The organism is Pelosinus sp. IPA-1, from assembly GCF_030269905.1.
Lineage (GTDB): Bacteria > Bacillota > Negativicutes > DSM-13327 > DSM-13327 > Pelosinus.
In genome coordinates, this window is record NZ_BSVC01000013.1 from 64,182 (window position 1) to 87,911 (window position 23,730).

General features: G+C 42.1%; 21 protein-coding genes and 1 pseudogene. 15 read left to right on the plus strand and 7 right to left on the minus strand.

The window, feature by feature from the left end:
- Window positions 1–6 precede the first annotated feature (6 nt).
- From QSJ81_RS23870 to deoC, 5 genes are all read left to right on the plus strand, one after another.
- A complete protein-coding gene (locus QSJ81_RS23870; RefSeq protein WP_285719827.1) occupies window positions 7–1,083 on the plus strand; it encodes an autoinducer 2 ABC transporter substrate-binding protein in 1,077 nt (358 codons plus the stop codon).
- A 111-nt stretch (window positions 1,084–1,194) separates the two neighbouring features.
- Complete coding sequence (locus QSJ81_RS23875) at window positions 1,195–2,679, plus strand: sugar ABC transporter ATP-binding protein (RefSeq protein WP_285719828.1); 1,485 nt, start codon at window positions 1,195–1,197, stop codon at window positions 2,677–2,679.
- A 143-nt stretch (window positions 2,680–2,822) separates the two neighbouring features.
- Complete coding sequence (locus QSJ81_RS23880; RefSeq protein ID WP_285719829.1) at window positions 2,823–3,710, plus strand: ABC transporter permease; 888 nt, start codon at window positions 2,823–2,825, stop codon at window positions 3,708–3,710.
- A gap of 1 nt (window position 3,711) precedes the next feature.
- On the plus strand, window positions 3,712–4,719 hold the full coding sequence (locus tag QSJ81_RS23885; RefSeq protein WP_285719830.1) for an ABC transporter permease: 1,008 nt from the start codon (window positions 3,712–3,714) through the stop codon (window positions 4,717–4,719).
- A 5-nt stretch (window positions 4,720–4,724) separates the two neighbouring features.
- Window positions 4,725–5,363 (plus strand): deoxyribose-phosphate aldolase, encoded by a 639-nt coding sequence (gene deoC, locus QSJ81_RS23890; RefSeq protein ID WP_285719831.1) that lies wholly within the window; start codon window positions 4,725–4,727, stop codon window positions 5,361–5,363.
- A 223-nt stretch (window positions 5,364–5,586) separates the two neighbouring features.
- Here the strand turns inward: deoC and QSJ81_RS25780 are convergent, their stop codons facing one another.
- A complete protein-coding gene (locus QSJ81_RS25780; RefSeq protein WP_352230931.1) occupies window positions 5,587–5,784 on the minus strand; it encodes a LysR substrate-binding domain-containing protein in 198 nt (65 codons plus the stop codon).
- Window positions 5,751–5,921, minus strand: a complete 171-nt coding sequence (locus QSJ81_RS23895; RefSeq protein WP_285719832.1) for a LysR family transcriptional regulator — start codon at window positions 5,919–5,921, stop codon at window positions 5,751–5,753. Before QSJ81_RS23895 ends, QSJ81_RS25780 begins: the two co-directional genes overlap by 34 nt.
- A gap of 410 nt (window positions 5,922–6,331) precedes the next feature.
- On the opposite strand from QSJ81_RS23895, the gene QSJ81_RS23900 reads away from it, so the two are divergent.
- Window positions 6,332–7,282: a bile acid:sodium symporter family protein gene (locus QSJ81_RS23900; RefSeq protein ID WP_285719833.1), complete on the plus strand. Its 951-nt coding sequence runs from the start codon at window positions 6,332–6,334 to the stop codon at window positions 7,280–7,282.
- Window positions 7,283–7,445: 163 nt separating this feature from the next.
- On the opposite strand, the gene QSJ81_RS23905 is transcribed toward QSJ81_RS23900, so the two are convergent.
- Entirely contained in the window at window positions 7,446–7,991 is a 546-nt protein-coding gene (locus QSJ81_RS23905) for a hypothetical protein (protein WP_285719834.1), read from the minus strand.
- Complete coding sequence (locus QSJ81_RS23910; protein ID WP_285719835.1) at window positions 7,919–8,605, minus strand: hypothetical protein; 687 nt, start codon at window positions 8,603–8,605, stop codon at window positions 7,919–7,921. Before QSJ81_RS23910 ends, QSJ81_RS23905 begins: the two co-directional genes overlap by 73 nt.
- Before the next feature lie 15 nt (window positions 8,606–8,620).
- Here QSJ81_RS23910 and QSJ81_RS23915 point away from each other — a divergent pair, with 15 nt between their 5' ends.
- The 5 genes from QSJ81_RS23915 (at window position 8,621) to QSJ81_RS23935 (ending at window position 16,899) form a co-directional block, all read left to right on the plus strand.
- Window positions 8,621–8,893 carry a hypothetical protein gene (locus tag QSJ81_RS23915; protein ID WP_285719836.1) on the plus strand — a complete coding sequence of 91 codons (273 nt, stop codon included), beginning with the start codon at window positions 8,621–8,623 and terminating at the stop codon, window positions 8,891–8,893.
- Window positions 8,894–8,971: 78 nt separating this feature from the next.
- Window positions 8,972–11,320 (plus strand): ATP-dependent DNA helicase, encoded by a 2,349-nt coding sequence (locus tag QSJ81_RS23920; RefSeq protein ID WP_285719837.1) that lies wholly within the window; start codon window positions 8,972–8,974, stop codon window positions 11,318–11,320.
- 352 nt (window positions 11,321–11,672) lie between these two features.
- Complete coding sequence (locus tag QSJ81_RS23925) at window positions 11,673–12,251, plus strand: TetR/AcrR family transcriptional regulator (protein WP_285719838.1); 579 nt, start codon at window positions 11,673–11,675, stop codon at window positions 12,249–12,251.
- 368 nt (window positions 12,252–12,619) lie between these two features.
- Complete coding sequence (locus QSJ81_RS23930) at window positions 12,620–13,816, plus strand: efflux RND transporter periplasmic adaptor subunit (protein ID WP_285719839.1); 1,197 nt, start codon at window positions 12,620–12,622, stop codon at window positions 13,814–13,816.
- Entirely contained in the window at window positions 13,813–16,899 is a 3,087-nt protein-coding gene (locus QSJ81_RS23935; protein ID WP_285719840.1) for an efflux RND transporter permease subunit, read from the plus strand. Before QSJ81_RS23930 ends, QSJ81_RS23935 begins: the two co-directional genes overlap by 4 nt.
- A gap of 323 nt (window positions 16,900–17,222) precedes the next feature.
- Here the strand turns inward: QSJ81_RS23935 and QSJ81_RS23940 are convergent, their stop codons facing one another.
- Window positions 17,223–17,963, minus strand: a complete 741-nt coding sequence (locus QSJ81_RS23940) for an SDR family oxidoreductase (protein WP_285719841.1) — start codon at window positions 17,961–17,963, stop codon at window positions 17,223–17,225.
- Between the two features lie 145 nt (window positions 17,964–18,108).
- On the opposite strand from QSJ81_RS23940, the gene QSJ81_RS23945 reads away from it, so the two are divergent.
- Complete coding sequence (locus tag QSJ81_RS23945; protein WP_285719842.1) at window positions 18,109–19,041, plus strand: AraC family transcriptional regulator; 933 nt, start codon at window positions 18,109–18,111, stop codon at window positions 19,039–19,041.
- 185 nt (window positions 19,042–19,226) lie between these two features.
- Window positions 19,227–20,180, plus strand: coding sequence for an EamA family transporter (locus tag QSJ81_RS23950; protein WP_285719843.1), 954 nt, complete (start codon window positions 19,227–19,229; stop codon window positions 20,178–20,180).
- Window positions 20,181–20,313: 133 nt separating this feature from the next.
- Here the strand turns inward: QSJ81_RS23950 and rsmH are convergent, their stop codons facing one another.
- On the minus strand, window positions 20,314–21,378 hold the full coding sequence (gene rsmH, locus QSJ81_RS23955) for a 16S rRNA (cytosine(1402)-N(4))-methyltransferase RsmH (RefSeq protein WP_285719844.1): 1,065 nt from the start codon (window positions 21,376–21,378) through the stop codon (window positions 20,314–20,316).
- 282 nt (window positions 21,379–21,660) lie between these two features.
- Here rsmH and QSJ81_RS23960 point away from each other — a divergent pair, with 282 nt between their 5' ends.
- Together QSJ81_RS23960 and QSJ81_RS23965 are read left to right on the plus strand one after the other, a co-directional pair.
- Entirely contained in the window at window positions 21,661–22,341 is a 681-nt protein-coding gene (locus QSJ81_RS23960; protein WP_285719845.1) for a DUF5680 domain-containing protein, read from the plus strand.
- A gap of 20 nt (window positions 22,342–22,361) precedes the next feature.
- Window positions 22,362–23,231, plus strand: a complete 870-nt coding sequence (locus QSJ81_RS23965; protein ID WP_285719846.1) for a methionyl aminopeptidase — start codon at window positions 22,362–22,364, stop codon at window positions 23,229–23,231.
- A gap of 204 nt (window positions 23,232–23,435) precedes the next feature.
- Here QSJ81_RS23965 and QSJ81_RS23970 read toward each other — a convergent pair.
- A pseudogene (locus QSJ81_RS23970) lies at window positions 23,436–23,730 on the minus strand (TRAP transporter substrate-binding protein); the annotation flags it as partial.

Here is a 23,730-nt window from a genome sequence, read left to right on the forward strand (position 1 = left end):
ATATTTATGAATAAGAAAAAGTATTTAGCAGTTGCGTTAGGGTTACTTTTTTGCGTCGGACTGGCTGGCTGTGGAGAAAATCCGAAGAAAGCGGATGCCCCGAAGGCATCAGCACAAAAGGTTGTTACAACAACGGACGTAGCGACACAGGGCCAAAAGAAGGACTGGAAAATTGCAGTTGTTGTAAAGGACTCCTCAAATGGATGGTTTGCCCGTATGGAGCAAGGTGTTAAACAGTATGCTGCTGATACTGGCATCAATGCTTACCAGAAAGGTCCTGCTTCGACGGATGCCGCACAACAGGTTCAGGTTATTCAGGATGTTATCAATCAGGGAATCAATGCGCTTTGTGTTGTACCAGTTGATCCAGCAGCTTGTGATCCTGTGTTAAAAGAAGCCCGCGACAAGGGGATCATTGTTATCACGCATGAGGGATCAAGTTGTAAAAATGTAGATTACGATTTAGAAGCTTTCAATAATGCTGGATATGGTGCTTTCATTATGGATAAGCTTCAGGAATCCATGGGTGGAAAAGGTGTTTATACAACGATGGTTGCTCATCTTACTAACGCTTCACAGAACGAATGGGCAAATGGTGCCGTTGCACAGCAACAATCTAAATATTCGGGACTGCAATTGCTTGATAATCCAAAACGTGTAGAATCGGATAATAATTCGGAAAAAGCGTATCAGGTTGCTAAAGAAGTAATGAAGTCACATTCAGAGGTTAAGGGGTTTGTAGGCACATCTTCTATGGATACGCCAGGGATTGCTCGTGCAATCAATGAACTCGGCCTCAAAGGAAAAGCTTTCGTTGTTGGTACAGGTATGCCGAATGAATGTCGCTCTCTGATTAAAGATGGATCGCTTTCCTATATTACGCTTTGGGATCCAGCAGAAGCTGGCTATGCAATGTGCGTTATGGCTCGCCAAATCCTAGAGGGCAAAAAGATCACTGATGGTACAGATCTTGGCTTAAAATCTTACAATAAGCTTATACAGAGCAAGGATAACCCAACACTTTTCATGGGTGCAGGCTGGATTGCTATTAATAAGGAAAACGTAGACAACTATAATTTCTAAGGGCTTTTTTGGCAAAGGCGATGCGGCATTGGTGCCGCATCACTTTTGCCGATACATAGTGACGCTATAACATAGGCGATAGGTATTGTGTAGAAGCAAGGGGGGAAAGTAGTGTCAGATTATATTATAAAAGCAACAAATATTAAAAAATATTTTGGTGGTGTCAAGGCACTTGATGGCGTAAATATTGAGATAAAAAAGGGTGAAATTCACTGCCTAGCAGGAGAGAATGGTTGTGGTAAATCGACAATTATCAATATCATGTCAGGCTTCTATACACCGGATTCAGGGACAATTGAAATCGATGGCATGAAATATGAGAAAATGAACCCCAAACAAGCGATAGCGAATGGTATACAGGTTATTTACCAAGATCTATCTTTATTTCCGAATCTGACGGTCATGGAAAACCTTGCAATCAATATGGAAGTCGCAGCGAGTAGAAAGTTTGTAAATAGAGCACGTATGCGTAAAATTGCGGAAGAAGCTGTAGCCAAAATCGGTTTTGAAATCGATTTAGATGAAACTGTGGAAAATCTTACGGTTGGTATGCGTCAAATGATTGCCATCAGCCGCGCTTTGTTAAATGACGCGAAGCTCATCATTATGGATGAGCCGACAACAGCTATAACGAAGCGAGAAGTCAAGGCATTATTTAAAATCATTAAACAGTTACAGGCGCAAGGTATAGCGGTGCTTTTTGTTTCACATAAGCTAGATGAGGTATTTGAGATTGCTGAACGATTTACGATTTTCCGCAATGGAAAAAATGTTGCTGAGGGAAATACGGAAGACCTTGGTCAGAATAAGTTTACATATCATATGACGGGGCGTGAAATAGTTTCGTCGCGGTATGAATATACGAGAGAAAATGCGCCAGCAGTACTAGAAGTCAAGAATCTTTCCCTGAAAAACGGATTTAAGGATGTAAGTTTTTGCCTCAAACAGGGTGAAATTATTGGCGTAACAGGTCTTTTAGGATCAGGCCGTACGGAATTAGCAGAGACTTTATTTGGTTATCACGCAGCAGACTCAGGAGAAATTTTGATTGAGGGAAAACCGGTGGAAATCCGTTCAATAAAGCAGGGCATTGAAAATGGTATAGGTTATCTGCCTGCGGATCGTGTTACAGAAGGACTTTTCTTATCACAGCCAATAGCAGACAATATTTCTATTGAAAAATGGCATGAATATGCGAATTGGTTAGGCAAAATTGATCGCACAAAGGTTGAGGAAATGACAGGGTATTGGGCTAAAGAATTGTCTATCGCCCTTCACAATATTGAAGACCCTGTGGGGACACTTTCAGGTGGTAATCAACAAAAATGTGTTTTAGCCAAGTGGTTGGCACTTGATCTTAAAGTATTAATCTTGAATGGACCGACGGTTGGGGTAGATATCGGTGCTAAATTTGATATTTATGAGTTGGTAAAACGCTTAGCAAAACAAGGACTTACGGTTATTATTATCTCCGATGATTTGCCGGAGGTGCTCACGAACTGTAATCGTGTTATGGTCATGCAGTCAGGTCGGCTAGTTGATATTCTATCGACACAGGGCCTCGAGGAGAGTCGCCTTGCTGAGCTGGCAAATTAGAAGGATCGGAGGACTCATATATGAATTTGCAAAAAACGGTAAAGTCAACCGAATTTTATGTAGCATTGATCGTTCTGCTCCTATGTATGACCATTCAGATAAAAAGTGGGCAGTTTTTCACAGGCAATAATCTGGTCGATGTTGTGCGGGCATTTTCGGTACCAGCGATGTTCTGTATCGGCGAAATGTTTATCATTATTACAGGTGGTGTAGATGTTTCATTTCCAGCCATTGCTTCCCTGTCTATGTTTGTAGTTTGTTCTCAGTTAGAAGACGTTGCCTCAAATCCGCTGGTCTTTTTTCTGGTTGCGATGTTTATCGGATTGGTGGTTGGTATACTCAATGGTGTGATTATCGCACGTTTCAAATTTCCAGCGCTTATCGTTACCCTTGGTACAAGTAGTATATGCTTCGGTATTATGCAGGGCGTGTTCAAATCGCGCGAATATCCACTTTGTGCACCTCTTAAGGAACTTGGCGAGATGAAATTGTTTTCAGCGACAAATCCTGTTTCAGGACTAACTTCCAGTATGCCAGTCGGTGTTATTCTTATGATAGTGCTTATTTTTGTTGGATGGTTTATTTTGAATAGAACGATGCTCGGACGTGGTATTTATGCAATCGGTGGTGATGTGAAAGCGGCACAGAGAGCAGGTTTCAACGTTTTTGGCATTTTGGTGTTCATTTATGCCTTTTCTGGCTGCATGGCAGGACTTATTGGCGTATTGCGTTCGACGATGCTCCTTGCCGTACATCCAAATAATTTAGAAGGTATGGAAATGACTGTTATTGCAGCTTGTGTTCTTGGTGGTGTGCGAATGACAGGCGGCAAAGGCAGTGTGCTTGGTGCAATGCTTGGCATGGCACTTTTGACTATTGTAGATAATAGTCTGATTTTACTGGGCATTTCGACGATTTGGCAGAAAGTGTTTACTGGTGCGATTATTATTATTGGTACTGCAGCCTCTGCAATTCAGATGAAGCGTAACGAAAGAACACTTGCCATCAAGATGAACGAAGGAGGAAAATGATATGGATACAATTAGAAATGAGATAAATAGAGATAAAAATTTGGCCAGGCTCCTAGTCGTTTTTCTGATGGTGTTTGTAATTTGTACAGCTCTTAAGGGATCTATGTTCATTAATGTTCCCAATTTCCAGTCTATGGGCAAACAGTTTCCTGAGTTTGGCCTTCTGTCTATCGCTATGGCATTTACTTTGTTTACTGCGGGGATCGATCTTAGCGTTGTAGCAATTGCTAATCTTTGTGCCGTGCTTATGGCGAAGTTTTTGACGCTTCTTATCGTGCCGGATATGAGTAGTAATGCTGTATTTATGATGATTGCAGCCGCCTGTTTGATGGCGCTGGTTGTCAGTGTTCTTTGCGGTGCCCTCAATGGTTTTTTGATTGGGGTTGTTGGTATTACGCCAATTTTGGCAACCTTAGGTACGCAGGCTCTTTTTACAGGTTTTGCAATTGTCATGACGAATGGTAGTACGCTCGGGGGATTGCCCAAGCAGTTGTCAGCTACAATCAACGGCGGTGTAATGGGCATACCAGTGCCGATTATTATCTTTTCTGTACTTGCGGTAATCGCTGCTTTTATTATGAGCAAAACTACTTTAGGGTATAAGTTACGCATGCTTGGTACAAGTGCAAAAGCCTCTACTTTTTCAGGGTTTGATAATGTACGTCTTTTTGTTACCAATTATGTACTAAGTGCTGTGTTTAGTGCTGCTGCAGGGATTATTATGCTGGGACGGTTCAACTCGGCTAAGGCGGATTATGGTGCATCTTATTTGATGGAGGCTATTCTTATTGCTGTTTTGGGCGGTGTAGATCCATATGGCGGAAAAGGTAATATAAGCGGTGTTATTGTAGCAACTGTCATTGTGCAAATGGTTAGCAGTTGGCTCAATATGTATGAGGATATATCAAACTTTTATCGGCAGATCATTTGGGGTGGACTACTAATTTTTGTCCTTATTTACAACTATATTGTCAATGAACGTGAAAAAAAACAAGCAATGAAGGGGTGATAGCAATGGATATTGCACAGATAATTGATCATACAATGTTAAAACCAGAAGCAACGCAAGAAACAATTCGCCGCTATTGTGCCGAGGCTCGTACTTATGGATTTGCGACCGTCTGCGTCAATAGTTGTCATGCAGCGTTGGTTGCCTCAGAACTGAAGGGGACCGGAATTAAAACGTGCTGCGTTGTCGGTTTTCCATTGGGGGCGATGCTGACTGGGGTTAAGGCTTTTGAGGCGGAAGCTGCTGTAAAAGCTGGAGCAGAGGAAGTCGATATGGTCATCAATATTGGCGGAATCAAAGATGGAAATATGGATCTCGTAACGGACGATATTCGTGTGGTTGTTGAAGCAGCTAAACCTGCTCTCGTCAAGGTCATCATAGAAACGTGTTTGCTCAGTGATGAGGAGAAGATTGCCGCCTGCAAAGCAGCTGTGCGTGCCGGTGCAGCTTACGTTAAGACTTCAACTGGTTTTAGTACAGGTGGAGCAACGGTGGATGATGTCAAACTTATGCGTCAAACTGTTGGTAATCAAGCCAAGGTTAAAGCTAGTGGTAGTATCCGCACACGTGAATTTGCCTGTCAGCTGGTTGAAGCCGGAGCTGACCGTATTGGCGCAGGCAATGGAGTTGTTTTGCTGAAATAGTATTAAAGTTGTTAATAGAAGAGCAAACTTTTCAGCCCATCGCTTAAGAACTTCTGTTGTTATTTTCAGCAGAGGTTCTTTCTGTTATATGTATGAATTAATAAAATATAGTTTTACCCTACACGCCTAATATAGGGCGCGACGGAAGCAGACGGTGGCAATAGCTTATACAGACACAACTACCGTCCTCATCCCCATGTCATACATTGGAAATGACATATTTTCATTTAAACATCGAAATAAAATTCTTTGCAACCGAAGAAAGTGATTGCCTTCTACGCCATGCAACCACACTACTCACTTTGATGGAGGGATTAGATATTTCTTTGAAAACCAAAGAAGTGTTAGATAACAGATTTTGAGCTGAGTCTGGTATAAGCGAAATTGCTATCCCTGATTGAGCCCAATATAATAACGGCATAATATCATCGCTGGTACAAAAAAATAGGGATTAAAATCAACTTGGTGACAATAATCACGAATTAAGCGTTTAGCTGCCTTCGTTATTTGGCCCTCTTCGGCGAAAGCAAGAAAATATTTAAGTTGACGAATATCCATATGAATCTCCCCTCATTAGTTGATATTCGAAATGCAAATATCAGATAGTTTAATTAAATATTATTCATATATCTAAGCTCATGATAAAATTATATATAAAAGAGGTTGCTACAACAACAGAAAGGAGGATTTTATTATGAATACTCTTAAAAGACGATGGAATAGAAAATAATTACCGGACTTGTAGTGTTTTTAAAATCATAGTGGTTTCGTTTTCATGGCTGATGAGATACAGCTCGATCGGTCAAAATATAGACTAAATCTTAAACGACAATGAAATAAATGCTGAATGCGTCTAGATAATTTCGCTTAGTAAAGCGGTGACTAACTTGCTAACGACATTATATATAGATAAAAGCTTTGATTAACAGTGAAATAGAGCCTAATAATAATTCTATACGGAGGTTTAAATGTCTATTTTTTTTATTCAGTTAAATGATTGGTTATCCAAAAACATGTTTATCGTAGTGCTTTCTGGACTATTTTTAGGTTTTTTCGTTCACATTACTGATTCTCCTTTTCTACGATACATTGTGGTGGCTTTATTCGCTTACATGACCTTTATCACCGCATTAGGTACAAGTTTTAAGGAATTCACTACCGTGATAAAGAGGCCCTGGATTCCTATATGGGTGCTAATTTTAGTTCATTTTGTTACACCGTTGACAGCTTGGGCTGTTGGCATGATCTTCTATCCCAATGATCCTGACATTCGACTAGGCTATCTAATCGGCTCTTCAATTCCAATTGGAGTTACATCCATCATCTGGACTTCGTTAATCAAAGGTGATATGGCCATATCGTTTGTTGCAGTAACATTGGATACTTTTGTTGTACCTACAGTATTGCCCTTATTTTTTCATATTGTTGTTGGCCAAACCATTAACATTAGCTATAGTAAAATGGTTATCGACCTTATGCTTATGGTTACGGTGCCTAGCATCATCGGTATGTTCCTGCATGATTGGACAAAGGGTAGGATTGCTAATTTCGCAAAAAGCATTGGGGGGGCCACATCAAAAGTAGCACTTTTTCTAGTCATCCTAATTAATTCAGCTGTTGTAATGCCACAAATTAATTGGGACATCTCCATACTAAAAACATTACTTGTTACCTTATTTGTTGTATCAGCAAGCTTTTTTGTCGGTTACCTAGGATCATTTGCATTAAAAGAACGAACGCAAAATATTATACTAACTATGATGTTTAATGTGGGCATCCGTAATAACGCTTGTGGACTCGTCATTGCACTGACCTATTTTCCACCAAGGGTAGCAATTCCTATGACACTGGCTATTTTGTATCAGCAGCCACTCGCCACAATTGTATCTCATTTATATAAACGCCTTCAAACAGCATAAAAGCCAATTCCCTTTATGGTAAGGGAATTGGCTTTTGGGATTTAAACTTGTGTTTAGGGGAGTTCTAATTGATGAAATGGGTATTTTTCCTAGAAAAATGTGGCGGCAGGGCTGATGTTTCAGGTGCACTAGATTTTTGTAAATGATAGTTTCGTTATTCGTGCTAGCTGGATGGCTCCGGAGCTCGACCAACTGTCAGAACCCGATATTCCCACATGGTCTCCATAACCTGGATAGACTGTTCTTCCAAGCACTGGACGATGATCGTGATTTCGGGTAATTTTTTCGGAAGATGTCGGTGCGTACCTTTGTTGGTGAGAAGATATATTCCAAAAGCGATTGTAAAGCCAATAACGGCAGCTATTAGCCCCACAAAGATGGGCCCCCATGGCAAAATGAACCCAATACTCGTACCAATGACAGCGCTTCCCGTAGCACAGGCTACGCCTACCTCAAAGCCTTTGGTATAAAGGTCGCGTGTTTTGGTAATAAACCGGACTGAGGGATTGGGTTCTGTATCCATGGGTATTACCAGGATATGCTTTCTGGCAATCCCGTTATGTTCAAATACTGCTAAGACCTGTTCTAACTCAAGGGAATGCTCAAAAGTTCCAATAATTAGCAAATTTTCAGCACCTACTTTGCGGGGAATATGCGAACTTCGGAATTTTGGTAGCGATCGACGAGATGCTGGCGCTGTTCCAGACAAAAAAGCCGATTATGTTGTAAGGCTGTATAAAAGGCATGATAAATCGACGCTCCCCAAACGGATGGCATAAATAATAGCCAGTGTGGGTTAAGTATGGAAATCGATTCTTGAACATTGTGATGTAACAGATACAAGAGGAAAGTATGTGCATGGGATAAGGAAAGGTAAATCCACCACCAGGTCATTCCGTAAAATGCCAGTAACCATTGATGATTGTACAGTTGACCCAGACAGGGAAAGAAGAAAGAATATAAAGCTGCCATCCATGGATTTCTTTGTTCCAGATATTGAATTTCAAAGGGATGAATGATTGTACAACGTAATGGTTCATTTTCGAGCTCTGCAAGCTGACACATTTTGTTTTGCACCAAGGCAGATCGATAACTGTCCCATATTGCAAAAAAATAGATGATGACATAGCCCAAGAGCCAGTGTGTTTTTATGACGGCTTTGGCCATTTCAAATTGTCCGCAAAAGGAATAAATAATTGCTTCGTTTATATGAATTAGTGTATTTGTAGTTACTTCAAATAAAGTTAATAAGGTAGCCCGTGCATATTGATTAAGCAAATAGTGACCAAAACCGGGGTATGAAGCGGATAACCAAGCTGCCATGTAAGGATTCTGCCGATGGAAATATGTAACTCCATACAGGCTGATGGTCATGAGGGGACGGCGGGGTTGGTTGTGCATGATGATAGTACCTTCTTAATAAAAAGTTGTTTTACGAGCGATATATGTGTCTTACTATATTCTGCCAGTTATTTATTTAATTATTCTTCTGCTTCCCCAATGAGTCAAGACAGAGGGAATTGGCTTCTTGGATTTAAACTTGTGTTGAGGGTATTTGTAATTGCTGAGATGGGTTATTCTGCCTGTAAAACATTTAAAGGGATAGGCTGATTAGCGTGGAATTAGTGGATAGCGCTTTTAAATTTGAATTTTACATTTTTAAGGTTTAAACATAGGACGGAAAGTGAGGTGCCAGCTTACGTGACACCGGATGTAGTTCGTTTATCAGTAAAAAACTTAGTAGAGTACACCTTGCGTTCGGGTGATATTGATACTCGCTTTGTGGGAACTAGCAGAGCAGTAGAAGGAACCAGAATACACCAAAAGCTTCAAAAGGCTGGTGGCGAGACTTATTTGGCAGAAGCCCAATTAAAATATGAAATGAAATACAAAGAGTTTTTATTCCTTGTAGAAGGCCGTGCGGATGGGATCATTATCGAGGATCAGCAAGTGGTGATCGATGAAATCAAAACTACGGCTGTTCCTTTGGAACGGATTGATGAGAATTTTAATTCCTTGCATTGGGCTCAGGCGAAATGCTATGGGCTTATTTATGGTGAGCAAAACAATGTAGAGCAGCTCGTAATTCAACTGACCTATTACAATATTGATACGGATGAAATAAAACGATTAAGAGAAACCTTGACGATAAAGGAGCTGCAAACGTTTTTTTATGGGTTGCTGGATACCTATTTAGTTTGGGCAAAACATAGCAAGGAATGGAATCGATTACGGGATTCATCCATAAAAAAGCTGAAATTTCCTTTTGCGACTTACCGCCAAGGCCAGCGCGAATTAGCGGTTTCTGTATATAGAACCATTTCGGATAACAAAAAACTGTTTGTACAAGCACCCACTGGGATTGGGAAAACCATTTCTACCTTGTTTCCTGCCGTCAAGGCTATGGGAGAGAATAAAACAAGCAAGATTTTTTATTTGACGGCCAAAACCATCACCCGTCAAGTGGCTGAAGAAGCAGTGAACGCCATGCGGGGATGTGGTTTGGCCTTTAAATCGATTACAATCACTGCGAAAGATAAAATCTGCTTTCAGGAAAAGGCCATCTGCAACCCAGACAACTGTCAATATGCCAAGGGGCATTATGATCGAGTCAATGATGTCATTTTAGATGTATTTGTGAAGGAGAGGGCATTTACACGGGAAGTGATAGAAGCCTATTCGCGAAAGTATATGGTGTGTCCATTTGAACTTTCTTTGGACTTATCCATGTGGGCCGACTGCATTATTTGTGATTACAATTATGTTTTTGATCCCAGAGTGTATTTAAAACGATTTTTTCAGACGAGTCAGGGTGATTATACCTTTCTAATTGATGAAGCCCATAATTTGGTGGATCGAGCAAGAGAGATGTTTTCTGCGGAACTAACAAAAAGTTCTTTCTTGAAGGTGAAGAACCTCTATAAAGGCCATAGTATTGGCAAGACTCTGGGTAAAATCAATACGGTTATGCTGGGAATGAGAAAAGAATGCAGTGAAGAGGGGCATTATACACAATTGCATCAACCGGAGGAAATCTATCCCTTGCTTTGGACGTTTGTTAACAAAGCGCCTGCTTTATTAACTGACAATCATAAAACAGAGGGTTATGATGCATTGTTGGAACTCTATTTTAATGTCCTAATATTTTTGAAAATGGTAGAGTTTTATGATGATCACTACATTACGTACGTAGAAAAATCCTCGTCAGAGGTTACGCTGAAACTGTTTTGCCTTGACCCATCCAAGTTGTTGGGTGAAGCAGTCAAGAGAGGCAAGTCCAGTGTATTTTTCTCGGCAACCCTTGCTCCCTTGGATTATTTTTGTGAGATATTAGGTGGTGAGGCAATGGATGCAAAAATTGCCTTCCCATCGCCTTTTAAGACCGAGAATTTATGTTTATTGGTAGCCGATCAGATATCCACAAAGTTCAAAAACCGCGAGAGCAGTTATGGTGAAATTGCTCAATATATTCATTTGGCTATCCAGCAGAAAACCGGAAACTATCTAATTTTTTTCCCATCCTATCACTATATGCAGGAAGTGCATCATGTCTTTGCGGAATTGTACCCTGATATCGAGACTATAGTGCAGACCACTGTCATGTCGGAAGAAGAACGGGAAAGTTTCTTAGATCGGTTCCAGCCAGAGCCTAATAGTATGCTAGTTGGCTTCTGCGTTCTAGGGGGAATTTTTTCCGAAGGCATAGACCTCAAAGGGGATAAACTGTTGGGGACTGTTATCATAGGAGTAGGACTTCCCCAGATATGTATCGAGCGCAACCTTATAATGGAGCATTTTAAAAAGAAAAATGAATTGGGATATGAATATGCCTATATGTATCCCGGTATGAATAAAGTATTACAAGCAGCTGGACGCGTGATTCGTTCGGAAGACGATAAAGGCGTAGTACTTTTGATTGATGCAAGATTTTCTAGTTACTATTATAAAAAGCTATTTCCAGCACACTGGCGTTATTCTAGGGAAGTGCGAAACCCAAACCAGCTCAATGCTTTGATTCAAGCATTTTGGGATAAGTGAAGGATTCACACTTCGAATAAAGAGGTATAAATCTAGATAAGGGGACGTTTCGTTGATTCGATTGAAAATGTGATAAGGATTATAAACGCCCCTTTCCTTGAAAATATAGCCTTGTTATTTGTGTTAACTGGTGGAAAACGGAATCCCTGCCCCGTGTTTTCTATTTAAGAAAGAATGCTCTTTATTGTATGACGGGAAGGGGCAATGTTATTAATGCTGCGCGTGTTACTTAACCAATCACATATACTGTCTACAAAAAATATAGCAGTAGCTTGTGAGGCGGAATATGAAAACATTTCTTTACCAATCGTTCTCAATATGTTATTATACGATTAATAGGGGGGGGAAAATAATGGGACGAAGCAAAGAATTTGAGGAAAGTGTAGTTCTTCAGAAAGCCATGGAATTATTTTGGCAACAAGGTTATGAAAAGACATCTTTGAATGACCTTGTGGAGCATATGGGAATCCATCGAAGAAGTTTATATGATACCTTCGGTGATAAGCATACATTGTTTTTAAAAGCGATAGATTATTTCGGAGAATTTATAAAAGCCAGACTAAAATTTGAAATTTCGCGCGCTGAAACGGCAAAACAAGCGATACAGTTTATTTTTGATTTTATGATTGAAGAAAGCGGGAATAGGGCGCTGGGGTGTCTATTTGTAAACTCAGCAACTGAGCTGGCTCCACGAGATAAGGAGGTCGAAGAAAAGACGAAAGAAGCATTTATGCAATTAGAGCATCTTCTTGCGGATATTATTCGCAAAGGACAGCAAGCAGGTGAATTTCGATGTGATTATGATGCTGAAATTTTGGCAGAAAACTTGCATAACACTTTGCTTGGGATTCGGGTACTTGCAAGAACCTCAACTGGCAAAGAAAAGTTGCAGCGGATAGTGGAGTTTTCCTTAGCAATATTGAACGAATGAATTTTTTTGCACTAATGAGAATGATCGTTCTCAATAAGAATATCTACGCTCCTTAAAAATCTTATTGCACAATAAAGTGAGTAAACTCAGTATGAAGCACGCGCAGCCAGGTTCTTGCATGTGCATTGACTCGTACGTCCGGAACACCTACGTGTCCTTGTTTTACTTGAATTGTTTTGTCTTTGATGACCACTGTTGCCTCGACCAGTTCGTTTCCGGCAAATTTGGAATGATAGGTTGCAGACAATCCTTCGGACTTATGACGCTGGAAGCCGATCGGCATCGACTCGATGCAAATCGGTTGATGATGTGATTTACTCAATTACACATATATATATATGGAATTTTGATTTAGGAGAGGATAAGGAATGAGTAATGAGTTTAGTGTAGGTTTTAGACACTGGAAGCGATTTAGCCCAGCACGTTCGGGCCACTGCTCAAATGAAACTGGCCACCGCTTTGTTTTGGTTGCTGTTATTGGTCTGTTATCGCTTGTTTTGACTGCATGCAACGGGAAGGTACAGACTGATCCGCGTACACAGGCACCGTTGGTCAGGGTCGCAACTGTTCAAAACGCCGTATCGGCGCCTCGGTCTTTTACAGGAATCGTGGCTGCGCGGGTGCAAAGCGACTTGGGCTTTCGCGTTTCAGGCAAGGTGTTGGAACGTCTTGTTGATATAGGCCAGACGGTCAGGCGCGGACAACCGATTATGCGAATCGATCCGACTGATCTGGGGCTGGCGATGCAGGCGCAGGAAGAGGGGGCTGCGGCCATACGGGCGCGGGTGCGGCAGACGGCCGAAGATGAAGTCCGGTATCGCGCTTTACTGGCGACTGGAGCGGTGCCAGCCTCAACCTACGATCAGATGAAAGCGGCGGCGGATGAGGCTAAGGCGCAGCTCGGTGGCGCCACGGCTCAGGCCGAGTTAGCGAGAAACGCATCCGGCTACGCTGTATTGTCCGCCGATGCTGATGGCGTCGTGGTGGAAACACTGGCGGAGCCCGGTCAAGTGGTGAGCGCCGGTCAGGTGGTGGTGCGCGTAGCGCATGCTGGACAGAGGGAAGCCGTCATTCGGCTGCCGGAAACACTGCGTCCCGCAGTGGGCTCCGTAGGGCGCGCAGTGCTCTACGGTAAGGAAGAACTGATCGTCCCGGTAAGACTCAGGCAGCTTTCGAAAGCGGCGGATCAACTGACTCGTACGTTCGAGGCGCGGTACGTTCTAGAAGACGCGCTGGCAGATGCTCCTCTTGGTGCGACTGTCACCATTCAACTTGCTCAAGATCAGGCTTTGCCACAAACCGACCTGCAGGTGCCAGTGGGCGCGTTGTTTGATGCTGGCAAAGGCCCGGGTGTCTGGGTGTTTGACGGAGATTCTGCCCGCGTTAATTGGCGCCCGGTGAAGATCCGGAGTTTGGACAATGAGGCCGTGCGTGTTACCGGTGATTTTAATACTGGTGATCGCGTCGTCGCACTCGGTGCTCATCTCCTGCACGAAGGCGACTTGGTGCGGGTGGCGGAAGAAAAGGGGACTAATCCGGTTCCCAGAAGTGGGGGTCAGCTATGAGTGGCTTGAATTTGTCGGCGCTTGCCGTCCGTGAACGCGCTGTGACGCTGTTTCTGATCATCCTCATTTCTCTGGCCGGCATTATTGCTTTTTTCGAGCTGGGGCGTGCAGAAGATCCTGCCTTTACGATCAAGTCGATGACCGTTATCACGGCTTGGCCGGGAGCCACTGCCCAAGAAATGCAGGATCAGGTTGCGGAAAAAATAGAAAAACGTATGCAGGAACTGCGCTGGTACAATCGGACCGATACCTATACCCGGCCCGGACTGGCGTTCACTACGGTGCAGCTGCTTGACAGCACGCCGCCTTCCGAGGTAAAGGAAGAGTTTTACCAGGCGCGCAAAAAGATAAGCGATGAGGTAAGCAATCTTCCTGCCGGCATCATCGGTCCCATGGTGAATGACGAGTACTCGGACGTGACATTCGCGCTGTTTGCCCTGAAGGCTAAAGGGGAACCCCAGCGTCTGCTTGTGCGGGAAGCCGAAACATTGCGTCAGCGTCTGCTGCACGTATCGGGAGTAAAGAAAGTAAATATCGTTGGCGAGCAGAACGAACGCATCTTTGTGTCATTTTCCCATGAGCGGCTGGCGACGCTGGGGATTTCTCCGCAAGATATCTTTACCGCCCTCAACAATCAGAACGCCATCACGCCCGCTGGCTCCATTGAGACGACCGGGTCGCAGGTTTTTATCCGCCTTGACGGGGCCTTCGATGAATTGCAGAAGATCCGTGACACGCCGGTAGCGGCTCAGGGCCGGACTATAAAACTGTCAGATATCGCCTCGGTCGAACGCGGCTATGAGGACCCGGCGACCTTCCTTATCCGCAGCAACGGCGAGCCAGCACTATTGATGGGCATCGTGATGCGTGAGGGCTGGAATGGTCTTGATCTGGGCAAGTCACTGGATGAGGAGGTTGCATCAATCAATACCGGGCTGTCGCTGGGGATGAGTCTGACCAAGGTGACGGATCAGGCCGTCAACATTCGTTCGGCAGTTGACGAATTCATGATCAAGTTCTTTGTCGCTCTCGGTGTTGTAATGCTGGTGAGTTTTTTGAGCATGGGCTGGCGTGTGGGCATTGTGGTCGCAGCGGCAGTGCCGCTGACGCTGGCCGTCGTATTCATTGTCATGGCTGCTACCGGCAAAAATTTCGACCGCATCACGCTCGGATCGCTAATTTTGGCGCTGGGGCTTTTGGTGGATGATGCTATCATTGCCATTGAGATGATGGTGGTGAAAATGGAGCAAGGCTATGACCGCATTACTGCATCTGCCTATGCCTGGAGCCATACCGCTGCTCCCATGCTGTCCGGTACCTTAGTGACCGCAATTGGTTTTATGCCAAATGGCTTTGCCCGGTCTACAGCCGGTGAATACACTAGCAACATGTTTTGGATTGTGGGCACTGCGCTGATCGCGTCCTGGGTTGTTGCCGTTGCGTTCACCCCTTACATAGGCGTTAAGCTGTTACCGGAGATTAAGAAGGTTGAAGGGGGCCATGCCGCCATTTACGATACTCCGAGATACAATCGCTTCCGCCGCCTGCTGGAGACTGTCATCCGGCGCAAGTGGCTCGTTGCCGGGGCCGTGGTTGTTGCCTTTGTGTTCGCTATGTTTGGCATGGGTGCAGTGAAGAAGCAATTCTTCCCGACTTCCGACCGTCCCGAAGTTCTGGTTGAGGTGCAGATGCCCTATGGCAGCTCCATTGAACAGACCAGCACCGCTGCGGCCAAAATTGAAACCTGGCTGGCCGAGCAGGCTGAGGCGAAGATCGTGACTGCTTACGTGGGCCAGGGAGCGCCGCGCTTCTACCTGGCCATGGCGCCCGAGATGCCCGACCCCTCCTTTGCCAAAATCGTGGTGCGTACGGATAATCAGGATGAGCGCGAGGCACTGAAATTTAGGCTGCGCCAGGCCGTTGCTGACGGGTTGACACCGGAGGCGCGCGTTCGCGTTACCCAACTCGTTTTTGGTCCGTACTCGCCCTTCCCGGTAGCCTTCCGCGTTATGGGGCCGGACGCGGATACGCTGCGCGCCATTGCGGCCGAGATGCGACAGGTGATGGATGCCAGCCCCTTGGTGCGTACAGTCAACACCGACTGGGGATCGCGCACGCCTATCATGCATTTTACGCTTCAGCAGGACAGGCTGCAGGCTGTCGGCCTGACATCGAGCGGGGTTGCCCAGCAGCTCCAGTTCCTAATCAGCGGCGTACCGGTTACTTCAGTGCGTGAGGACATTCGCATGGTGCCGGTCGTTGCCCGCGCGGCGGGCAATATACGGTTTGATCCGGAAAAAATCGCTGGCTTCACGCTGGCCGGGGCCAGCGGACAGCGCATTTCGCTGCAGCAGGTGGGTAGTAGCGACGTGCGTATGGAAGATCCGATCTTACGCCGGCGTGACCGCACACCGACGATTACCGTGAGTGGTGATGTTGCTGAGGGGCTGCAGCCACCAGATGTATCTACCGCTGTAATGAAGGATTTGCAACCGATCATCGAGAATCTGCCGCCCGGCTACCGGATTGAGCAGGCGGGCTCCATCGAAGAATCGGGCAAAGCCACCAAGGCGATGCTCCCGCTGTTCCCGATTATGATGATGTTGACGCTGCTGACTATTATCTTGCAGGTGCGCTCTATATCGGCCATGATCATGGTATTTGCGACTAGTCCGCTGGGACTGATCGGCGTGGTGCCGACCCTGCTGCTCTTTCAGCAGCCGTTTGGCATCAATGCCCTGGTGGGACTGATTGCGTTGTCGGGAATCCTAATGCGCAACACGCTGATCCTGATCGGGCAGATTCACACGAACGAAAAGGAAGGACTGGAGCTTTTCGAAGCCGTGGTCGAGGCGACGGTGCAGCGTTCCCGTCCGGTAATCCTAACGGCCCTGGCCGCGATTCTGGCTTTCATTCCGCTCACCCATTCGGTATTCTGGGGAACATTGGCCTATACTCTGATTGGCGGAACCTTTGCTGGCACGGTGCTGACACTGATCTTCCTGCCTGCGATGTACGCCATCTGGTTTAGGATCAAGCCGGACGTTGCAATGCTGAAAAAAAAATCTGCGGGATTGAAATAATGCATATGCAAAAAGGGGCAGGTTGAAGAAATTCAATCTGCCATCTCTGCGGTCAAGTTTATAAATAAGATTATGGGGATTTCAGCTACGCTAACAATCACGTGACAGAAATCCGCAACTTTAGCACTTCTGGTAGGGTGCTCCAATCGTGGCGGCAAATAGCAGTTTTTGGATCATCCTATTTCAGATAATTGGAAAAGAAGGATGTGAGCTTGTCAAAGGGGATAAGCTATAAAACCTGCATTTTTGCAATGCAGGTTTGTAACTTTTTTGATAAACGTTCTTTTAAGCCAAGCCTGATACCGACCTATTTTCTTGACACATCAAATAAATCCGCCATTAACACGCAGTGTTTGACCAGTTACCCATTGCGCGTTATCACTCACCAAAAACTCAATAACATTTGCAATGTCATTTGGCTCACCTAAACGACCAAAGGCATTTATTTGCTTTATAGCTTCAATTTGTTGCTCCGTCTTACCAATGTTGAAAAGTTCAGTATTAACTGGACCTGGCGCTATGGCATTAATGGTAATTTTTTTGGGGCCGAATTCTTTTGCTAATTGCCGTGTGATTTGTTCAACAGCGCCCTTTGTAGCTGCGTAAACGCTGTATGTTGGAAACATACCGCCAACTACCGAAGTTGAAAAGTTCACAATTCTTCCGTTATTTTCCATAAACTTCATTGCATGTTGGCAAGCAAAGTAGGTTCCTTTTACGTTTATATTAAAAAGTCTATCAAATTCTTCTTCTGTTACATCTGCAAGCATTTTATAAAGTATTACACCGGCATTATTAATTAGTATATCTACTTTGCCAAATTTATTAATGGTTTTTAAAAATAACTCTTCAACATCTTTTATATTGCTAACGTCTGCTTGAATTGCGATGGCCTTTTCTTCAGACCTATTAATTTCTTCAACTACCTTTGCTGCTTTCTCCGGACTGCTAGAATAATTTACGACGACCTTCGCGCCTAGGGCTGCTAATTGCTTAGCTATGGCACTGCCTATTCCTCTAGATGCACCTGTTACGATTGCTACTTTTCCTTCTAAATTTTTCATTTCTATCATCCTTTCTTAGATGTTATGATTTGTGGTATGCATTATCTTTGATTTGATTATAAGATAAATGTAATTCCAATAGGTAGCCTGTTAATATTAAATTATTGCCTAATTCTGCAAAGCAACATATACTTTATTTAAGGGGATGGTTAGAATTTATAATGAAAGAGACCATAGCTTAGTTAGTCAGAGAAGACGGTTAGCTTTGCTAGTTGAGCGATATACTGACAGAGATGGGTTTCAAGCAACGTCCATACCAGCATTAGATTTTATACGTGCTTCTAATATATCAGAACCCTTACATGCAATTTATACACCGTCTTTATGTGTAATCTTGCAAGGGGCAAAATCCGTAACTCTCGGGAAAGAAAGTTATAGATATGATACTAATTCTTATTTAGTAGCTTCCGTTCATTTGCCTATTATAGGGCAAATCATTGAAGCTACTCCCGAATTTCCATATTTGGGTATAAGACTTAGTTTTAGTTCCGAGCAAATTCTTGATATTATCAAAAGCTCCAAGCAAGTTTGTGACTCAAAATCCGACTTAGAAAGAGGCCTAATTGTAACCAAAGCTAATTCGACACTTTTTGATGCCTTATTGAGACTTGTCAGTCTCTTAGATAATCCCAGTGATATTCCAACTCTAGCGCCGCTGTTCACTAGAGAAATTCTTTACAGGATTTTGCAAGATGAACCTGGATACATAATGAAACAATTTGCTGTGATAGGCAGCCATGCACAGGCTATCTCAAAAATCATTAACCTGATTAACAACGATTTTGCAAAACCCTTGCGTATTGACGAATTAGCCAAGGTGATTAATATGAGTCCCTCGTCACTGCACCATTACTTTAAAAAGGCTACTGCCATGAGTCCCTTACAATATCAAAAACAAGTTAGATTACAAGAAGCAAGGCGGCTTTTGCTCTCGCAAACATTGGAAGCGGCAGATGCAGCTTATAAAGTAGGTTATGAAAGCCCAACCCAATTTAGTCGTGAATACGCAAGAATGTTTGGATTGCCACCTATGAGTGATATAAAGCGTCTTAAAGCTTCTATATATGCTAATTTTTAAAACGAAAACTCTTATTATTTGGTTATTGACAATTGTCAAAGAGTGATTTACACTAAATGTCGAAACAGAATACTAAAACCTGGTTTAGGATGTGGATTTTTCTAGAAAATCTTTTCTATTTTCGCCACGCAAATGCCTAGTTGGCTATTTGCGTGGCTTTTTCTATTCAAAAAAGGAGGATCATTATGAAATTATGGCATTATGCTCTCCTAGTTTTCTTTGGAGGCTGCTGTTATGGGATATTGTCGACGTTTGTTAAGTTGGCTTATGCTGCAGGTTTTACAGTGACTGAAGTAACTGGAGGTCAGTATTTTTTCGGAACTGTGCTTACGTGGATCGTTGTTATATTTACGAAAAAGAATAAATTAACTGTTAAACAAACTTCAAAATTGGTTCTATCAGGAATTCCATTTGGATTAACAGGTATATTTTATTATCAATCTCTACAAACTCTAAATGCTTCGCTGGCTATTATTTTTTTATTCCAATTTGTTTGGATTGGCACATTTTTTGAGTGGTTATTCCAGAAGATAAGGCCAACACAAAGAAAACTCATTTCCATCATGATACTTTTGATTGGTTCCATTTTAGTTGCAAATATTCTGTTTCAGGAACGAGTGGCTCTATCATGGCAAGGAACTGTTTGGGGATTGTGTGCTGCATTAACCTTTTCCACGTTCATCTTTTTGAGTAGCTCTGTTGAAAAAGAAACTCCTCCTAGTTTAAAAAGCGCACTTCTTTCTACGGGGGCTGTCATAACCGTCTTTATAATATTCCCACCAACATTTTTGTTTGATTTTAATGTATTAGCGAGATTGATTCCTTACGGATTGGTCCTTGGTGTATTTGGAATTTTTCTTCCGCCTCTCCTGTTCTCCATTGGGATGCCACATGTTGGTTCGGGACTCGGTACCATTATGACAGCATCTGAACTGCCTATGGCCGTTTCAATGTCCTCTTTCGTGTTAGCAGAACATGTGAGCTGGCTTCAGTGGATTGGAGTACTCATTATTTTAGTAGGGATTGTTAATAGCAATATCGGTCGTGTGAGTTCGAAACGGCAATCCTTGAATGTGGATAAAAGAGGTACAGGTCTAGACAAGGGGACGATTTTGGGGGCCACTCTAAACCGTCCCTGAGATTTGTATCTAAATCACTATACCGACAATTGCTCGAAAAAAACGCATAAAAAAACTGGATTTCGTGCATGGCGAAATCCAGTTAAAGAATTTTATCTTTTCAGGCAAATGTAGTGCGGTGGTCAATTACACTTTATGATTTGATTGCCCAACGTAATTTAGCAGAACGGGCACGGCTATTGATATGGCATTCTTCTGCTGACGCCCGAATCGGATCGGGTGCTATTTCACGATAAACGCCTTCACGAAAAAACTGTCTAAAAGATTTTTTAACGCGACGATCTTCCCCTGAGTGAAATGAAAGTATGGCAACGCGTCCCCCGGTCGCCAAAGCATTAGGAAGTTTTTCTAGGAATTCGTCTAGCACATCAAACTCCTTATTGACATCAATTCGCAATGCTTGGAAGGTTCGTTGACAGGATTTTTTAATATCATCTTTGGTGACTTTTTGAACAAATTTCAGAGCATCTGTGATGATATTTCGAAGCTCGGTTGTTGTCGATATAACAGTCCCTTTTTTAATATTGGAAGTAATAGCACGAGCGATTACCTCGGCATGAGGCTCATCAGCATTTTCTATCAACATATCTTCTAATTCATCTTGTTTTATTTTCTTTAAAAGACTTGCTGCAGAGTAACCTGCTTTCGGATTAAGCCTTAAGTCCAATGGCCCTTCATACTTAAATGAAAACCCTCTTTCAGGATTGTCTATTTGCATAGAGGAAATACCCAAGTCTGCCAATACAAAATTAAATAGCCCTGATTCGGGAATAATTTGATCTATTTTGGAAAAGTTCATTTGCTTGATTTCTAAAATTTCGGGACCATAACCCAAACGCTCTAATCGCTCTTTGGTGCGCGGTAATTCAAGCGGATCTACATCCGTTGCATACAAGCGCCCTTTTGAATTCAAACATTTAAGCATCTCTAAAGTATGACCGCCGTAACCTAGTGTTGCATCGAATCCGATTTGTCCCGGTGTAATTTGTAAGAATTCCAATATCTCTTTAACACAGATTGAAATATGCATACCAGCAGGAGTATTGCCCTTCTGGATAATCTTTGCTACATCATCAGCATATTGCTCTGGTTGCAGTTCCTTGTATTTTTCTTTGAAATTCTTAGGGTGAGTGCCTTTATAGCGAACACGTCGCTGATGTTTGGGCTCTTGCTCATCCAATGTGTGATCTGGGGCCATTCTATTCCCTCATTTTTATCATAGATTTTTGTACTTTTGTTACAAATTATATGATAGCAGGTACAATTTATTAAAGCAACATCAACAGTTTAGCTTCTAAGCAAAATAAAATAGAGGCTAAGAAGAAGAAAACGTTAATAATAAATTCTATGAGTATAAAAATTTTAAACTATTAAAATTACTTTTTTACTGAAAGCAACTTTTGGTTGTCAACTTTGTTATATTTAAGTGGTAGAAACATGCTAATATGGTCAGTATACTGATATTAGGAGGGATTAAACTATGAGTTTTCAAGAGCAATTGCAAACACTTAGAAAAGCAAAAGGTCTATCACAAGAAAAATTAGCTGAATTCTTAGGTATATCAAGACAGTCAGTTGCAAAATGGGAAGTAGGACAGTCTTATCCTGATATAGCTAGATTAATTGCATTAAGTGATTTCTTTAAAGTTAGCATTGATAAATTAGTTAATGATTATGAAGAAAATTGTCGCTTGTGTATTGAAGAAAATAAAGTTAGCAATATAAATGAAAGTATAATTGATTTTCTATGCCGGGCCAAAAAATCTACATATGCTGGAGAGGGGACAGAGTGTAAACCTTCAAGGCCAAACTCTCATGACTTAGAATATGTAGAGGGAAACTTAAAATATATTGATACTTATTTAGGTGGAGAAAGATTTTCAGGAGAAGAAGGTTTATGGCAAGATGATATTCCATTTTGGTCAATGAATTATACTGGAAGAGTTTTGGATGAAAGATTTTCAGGTAGTTTTTTAAAGAAAGCGTTGAGTTTGGTGACTGAGGATAATCCATATAGAGGTCCTATTATTTATCAAAATGGACAGAATAAATATCATTGTATTATAAATGGAGAATTTAAGTGGTTTCAAGGATATGAGGAAATATATTTTGATGATATTAAAGTTTATGAATGTTATTTTCATGGAGGATCAATTAAATAGTTAAAATAGGGAGTAATATCATGATATTAAACAGGAATGATTTATGTTGGTGCAAAAGTGGACTGAAATATAAAAATTGTCATTTAGAATTTGATAAAAAGTTAAGTGACTTAAAAAGAAAGGGATATATAGTACCAACGAAAAATCTTATAAAAACAAAAGAACAAATTGAAGGAATTAAAAAGAGTGCCGAAATTAATAATGGTCTTCTAGACTTAATAAGTGAGAACATCAAAGAAGGTATGACAACAGAGGAAATAGATAAATTAGCATATGATTATACAATATCAAAGGGTGGAATTCCGGCCGATCTTAATCATGATGGCTTTCCTAAAAGTATTTGCGTATCAGTAAATAATGAGGTATGTCATGGAATACCACGAAAAGATGTTATCCTTAAAAATGGAGATATTGTAAACGTAGATGCAACAACTAAGCTTAACGGATATTATTCAGATGCATCAAGGATGTTTATGATTGGTGAAGTAAATGAAGAAGCTAAGCATTTGGTTCAAGTATCTAAAGAATGTCTGAATAAAGGATTGGAAGTAGTTAAACCTTGGGCATTTTTAGGAGATATTGGAGCAGCAATTCAGGAATATGCGGAAAGTAATGGGTATTCAGTAGTTAGAGAATTTGGAGGACATGGAGTTGGGTTAGATATTCATGAAGAACCGTTTATTTTTCATTTTGGAAGAAGAGGAAAAGGCATGGTTTTAGCTCCTGGCATGGTATTTACAATTGAACCAATGATAAATGCCGGAAGTCATGAAATATTTATAGATGAAAATAACGGATGGACGGCTCTTACAACTGATGGTTCTCTTTCAGCACAATGGGAACATACAGTTCTTGTAACTGAAAATGGTATAGAAATAATTTCAAAATAAAGAGTACATTAATATACCACTAAGGGATGTACTAAAAAGTATATTAGAGAACTTCAGACTATGAGAAAGCATAGGTAATGTGGGAGATTAAGGTATATCAGTGTTGGAAGCGAAAGAACTGCTTCTTGTAACGGAAAAGAGGCTATTACAAAAACTCAAACGAGTTGTGAATAGCCTCTTTGAATATTTCCATATTCTATTTTATTACTTTAAAGTGTGTATATAATCAATAAGATCTTTAAATTGTGCACCATTCTTATCAATTACTGGTTTAACGGCTGCTTGCCACTCAGCTACGTTCTCAACAGGAGTAATTGTAACGCCAGCAGCTTTAATTTTTGCGTTGGATTTTTCCTCATATTTAGCCCATTCTTCCTTTTCTGTGGTAACAGAAGCAGTAGCGGCATCTTGAATAATCTTTTGATCAGCCGGTGAGAATTTATTCCACATAGCTAAGTTCATCAAAAGTACTTCAGGAACACGCTGATGTCCATCTAAA

Bases quoted from the DNA above. Each gene is read 5' to 3' on its own strand.
- QSJ81_RS23870 (WP_285719827.1), top strand. From the start codon at position 7: ATGAATAAGAAAAAGTATTTAGCAGTTGCGTTAGGGTTACTTTTTTGC.
- QSJ81_RS23885 (WP_285719830.1), top strand. From the start codon at position 3,712: ATGGATACAATTAGAAATGAGATAAATAGAGATAAAAATTTGGCCAGG.
- deoC (WP_285719831.1), top strand. From the start codon at position 4,725: ATGGATATTGCACAGATAATTGATCATACAATGTTAAAACCAGAAGCA.
- QSJ81_RS25780 (WP_352230931.1), bottom strand. From the start codon at position 5,784: ATGCCGTTATTATATTGGGCTCAATCAGGGATAGCAATTTCGCTTATA.
- QSJ81_RS23895 (WP_285719832.1), bottom strand. From the start codon at position 5,921: ATGGATATTCGTCAACTTAAATATTTTCTTGCTTTCGCCGAAGAGGGC.
- QSJ81_RS23900 (WP_285719833.1), top strand. From the start codon at position 6,332: ATGTCTATTTTTTTTATTCAGTTAAATGATTGGTTATCCAAAAACATG.
- QSJ81_RS23910 (WP_285719835.1), bottom strand. From the start codon at position 8,605: ATGGCAGCTTGGTTATCCGCTTCATACCCCGGTTTTGGTCACTATTTG.
- QSJ81_RS23915 (WP_285719836.1), top strand. From the start codon at position 8,621: ATGGAAATATGTAACTCCATACAGGCTGATGGTCATGAGGGGACGGCG.
- QSJ81_RS23925 (WP_285719838.1), top strand. From the start codon at position 11,673: ATGGGACGAAGCAAAGAATTTGAGGAAAGTGTAGTTCTTCAGAAAGCC.
- QSJ81_RS23930 (WP_285719839.1), top strand. From the start codon at position 12,620: ATGAGTAATGAGTTTAGTGTAGGTTTTAGACACTGGAAGCGATTTAGC.
- QSJ81_RS23935 (WP_285719840.1), top strand. From the start codon at position 13,813: ATGAGTGGCTTGAATTTGTCGGCGCTTGCCGTCCGTGAACGCGCTGTG.
- QSJ81_RS23940 (WP_285719841.1), bottom strand. From the start codon at position 17,963: ATGAAAAATTTAGAAGGAAAAGTAGCAATCGTAACAGGTGCATCTAGA.
- QSJ81_RS23945 (WP_285719842.1), top strand. From the start codon at position 18,109: ATGGTTAGAATTTATAATGAAAGAGACCATAGCTTAGTTAGTCAGAGA.
- QSJ81_RS23950 (WP_285719843.1), top strand. From the start codon at position 19,227: ATGAAATTATGGCATTATGCTCTCCTAGTTTTCTTTGGAGGCTGCTGT.
- rsmH (WP_285719844.1), bottom strand. From the start codon at position 21,378: ATGGCCCCAGATCACACATTGGATGAGCAAGAGCCCAAACATCAGCGA.
- QSJ81_RS23960 (WP_285719845.1), top strand. From the start codon at position 21,661: ATGAGTTTTCAAGAGCAATTGCAAACACTTAGAAAAGCAAAAGGTCTA.
- QSJ81_RS23965 (WP_285719846.1), top strand. From the start codon at position 22,362: ATGATATTAAACAGGAATGATTTATGTTGGTGCAAAAGTGGACTGAAA.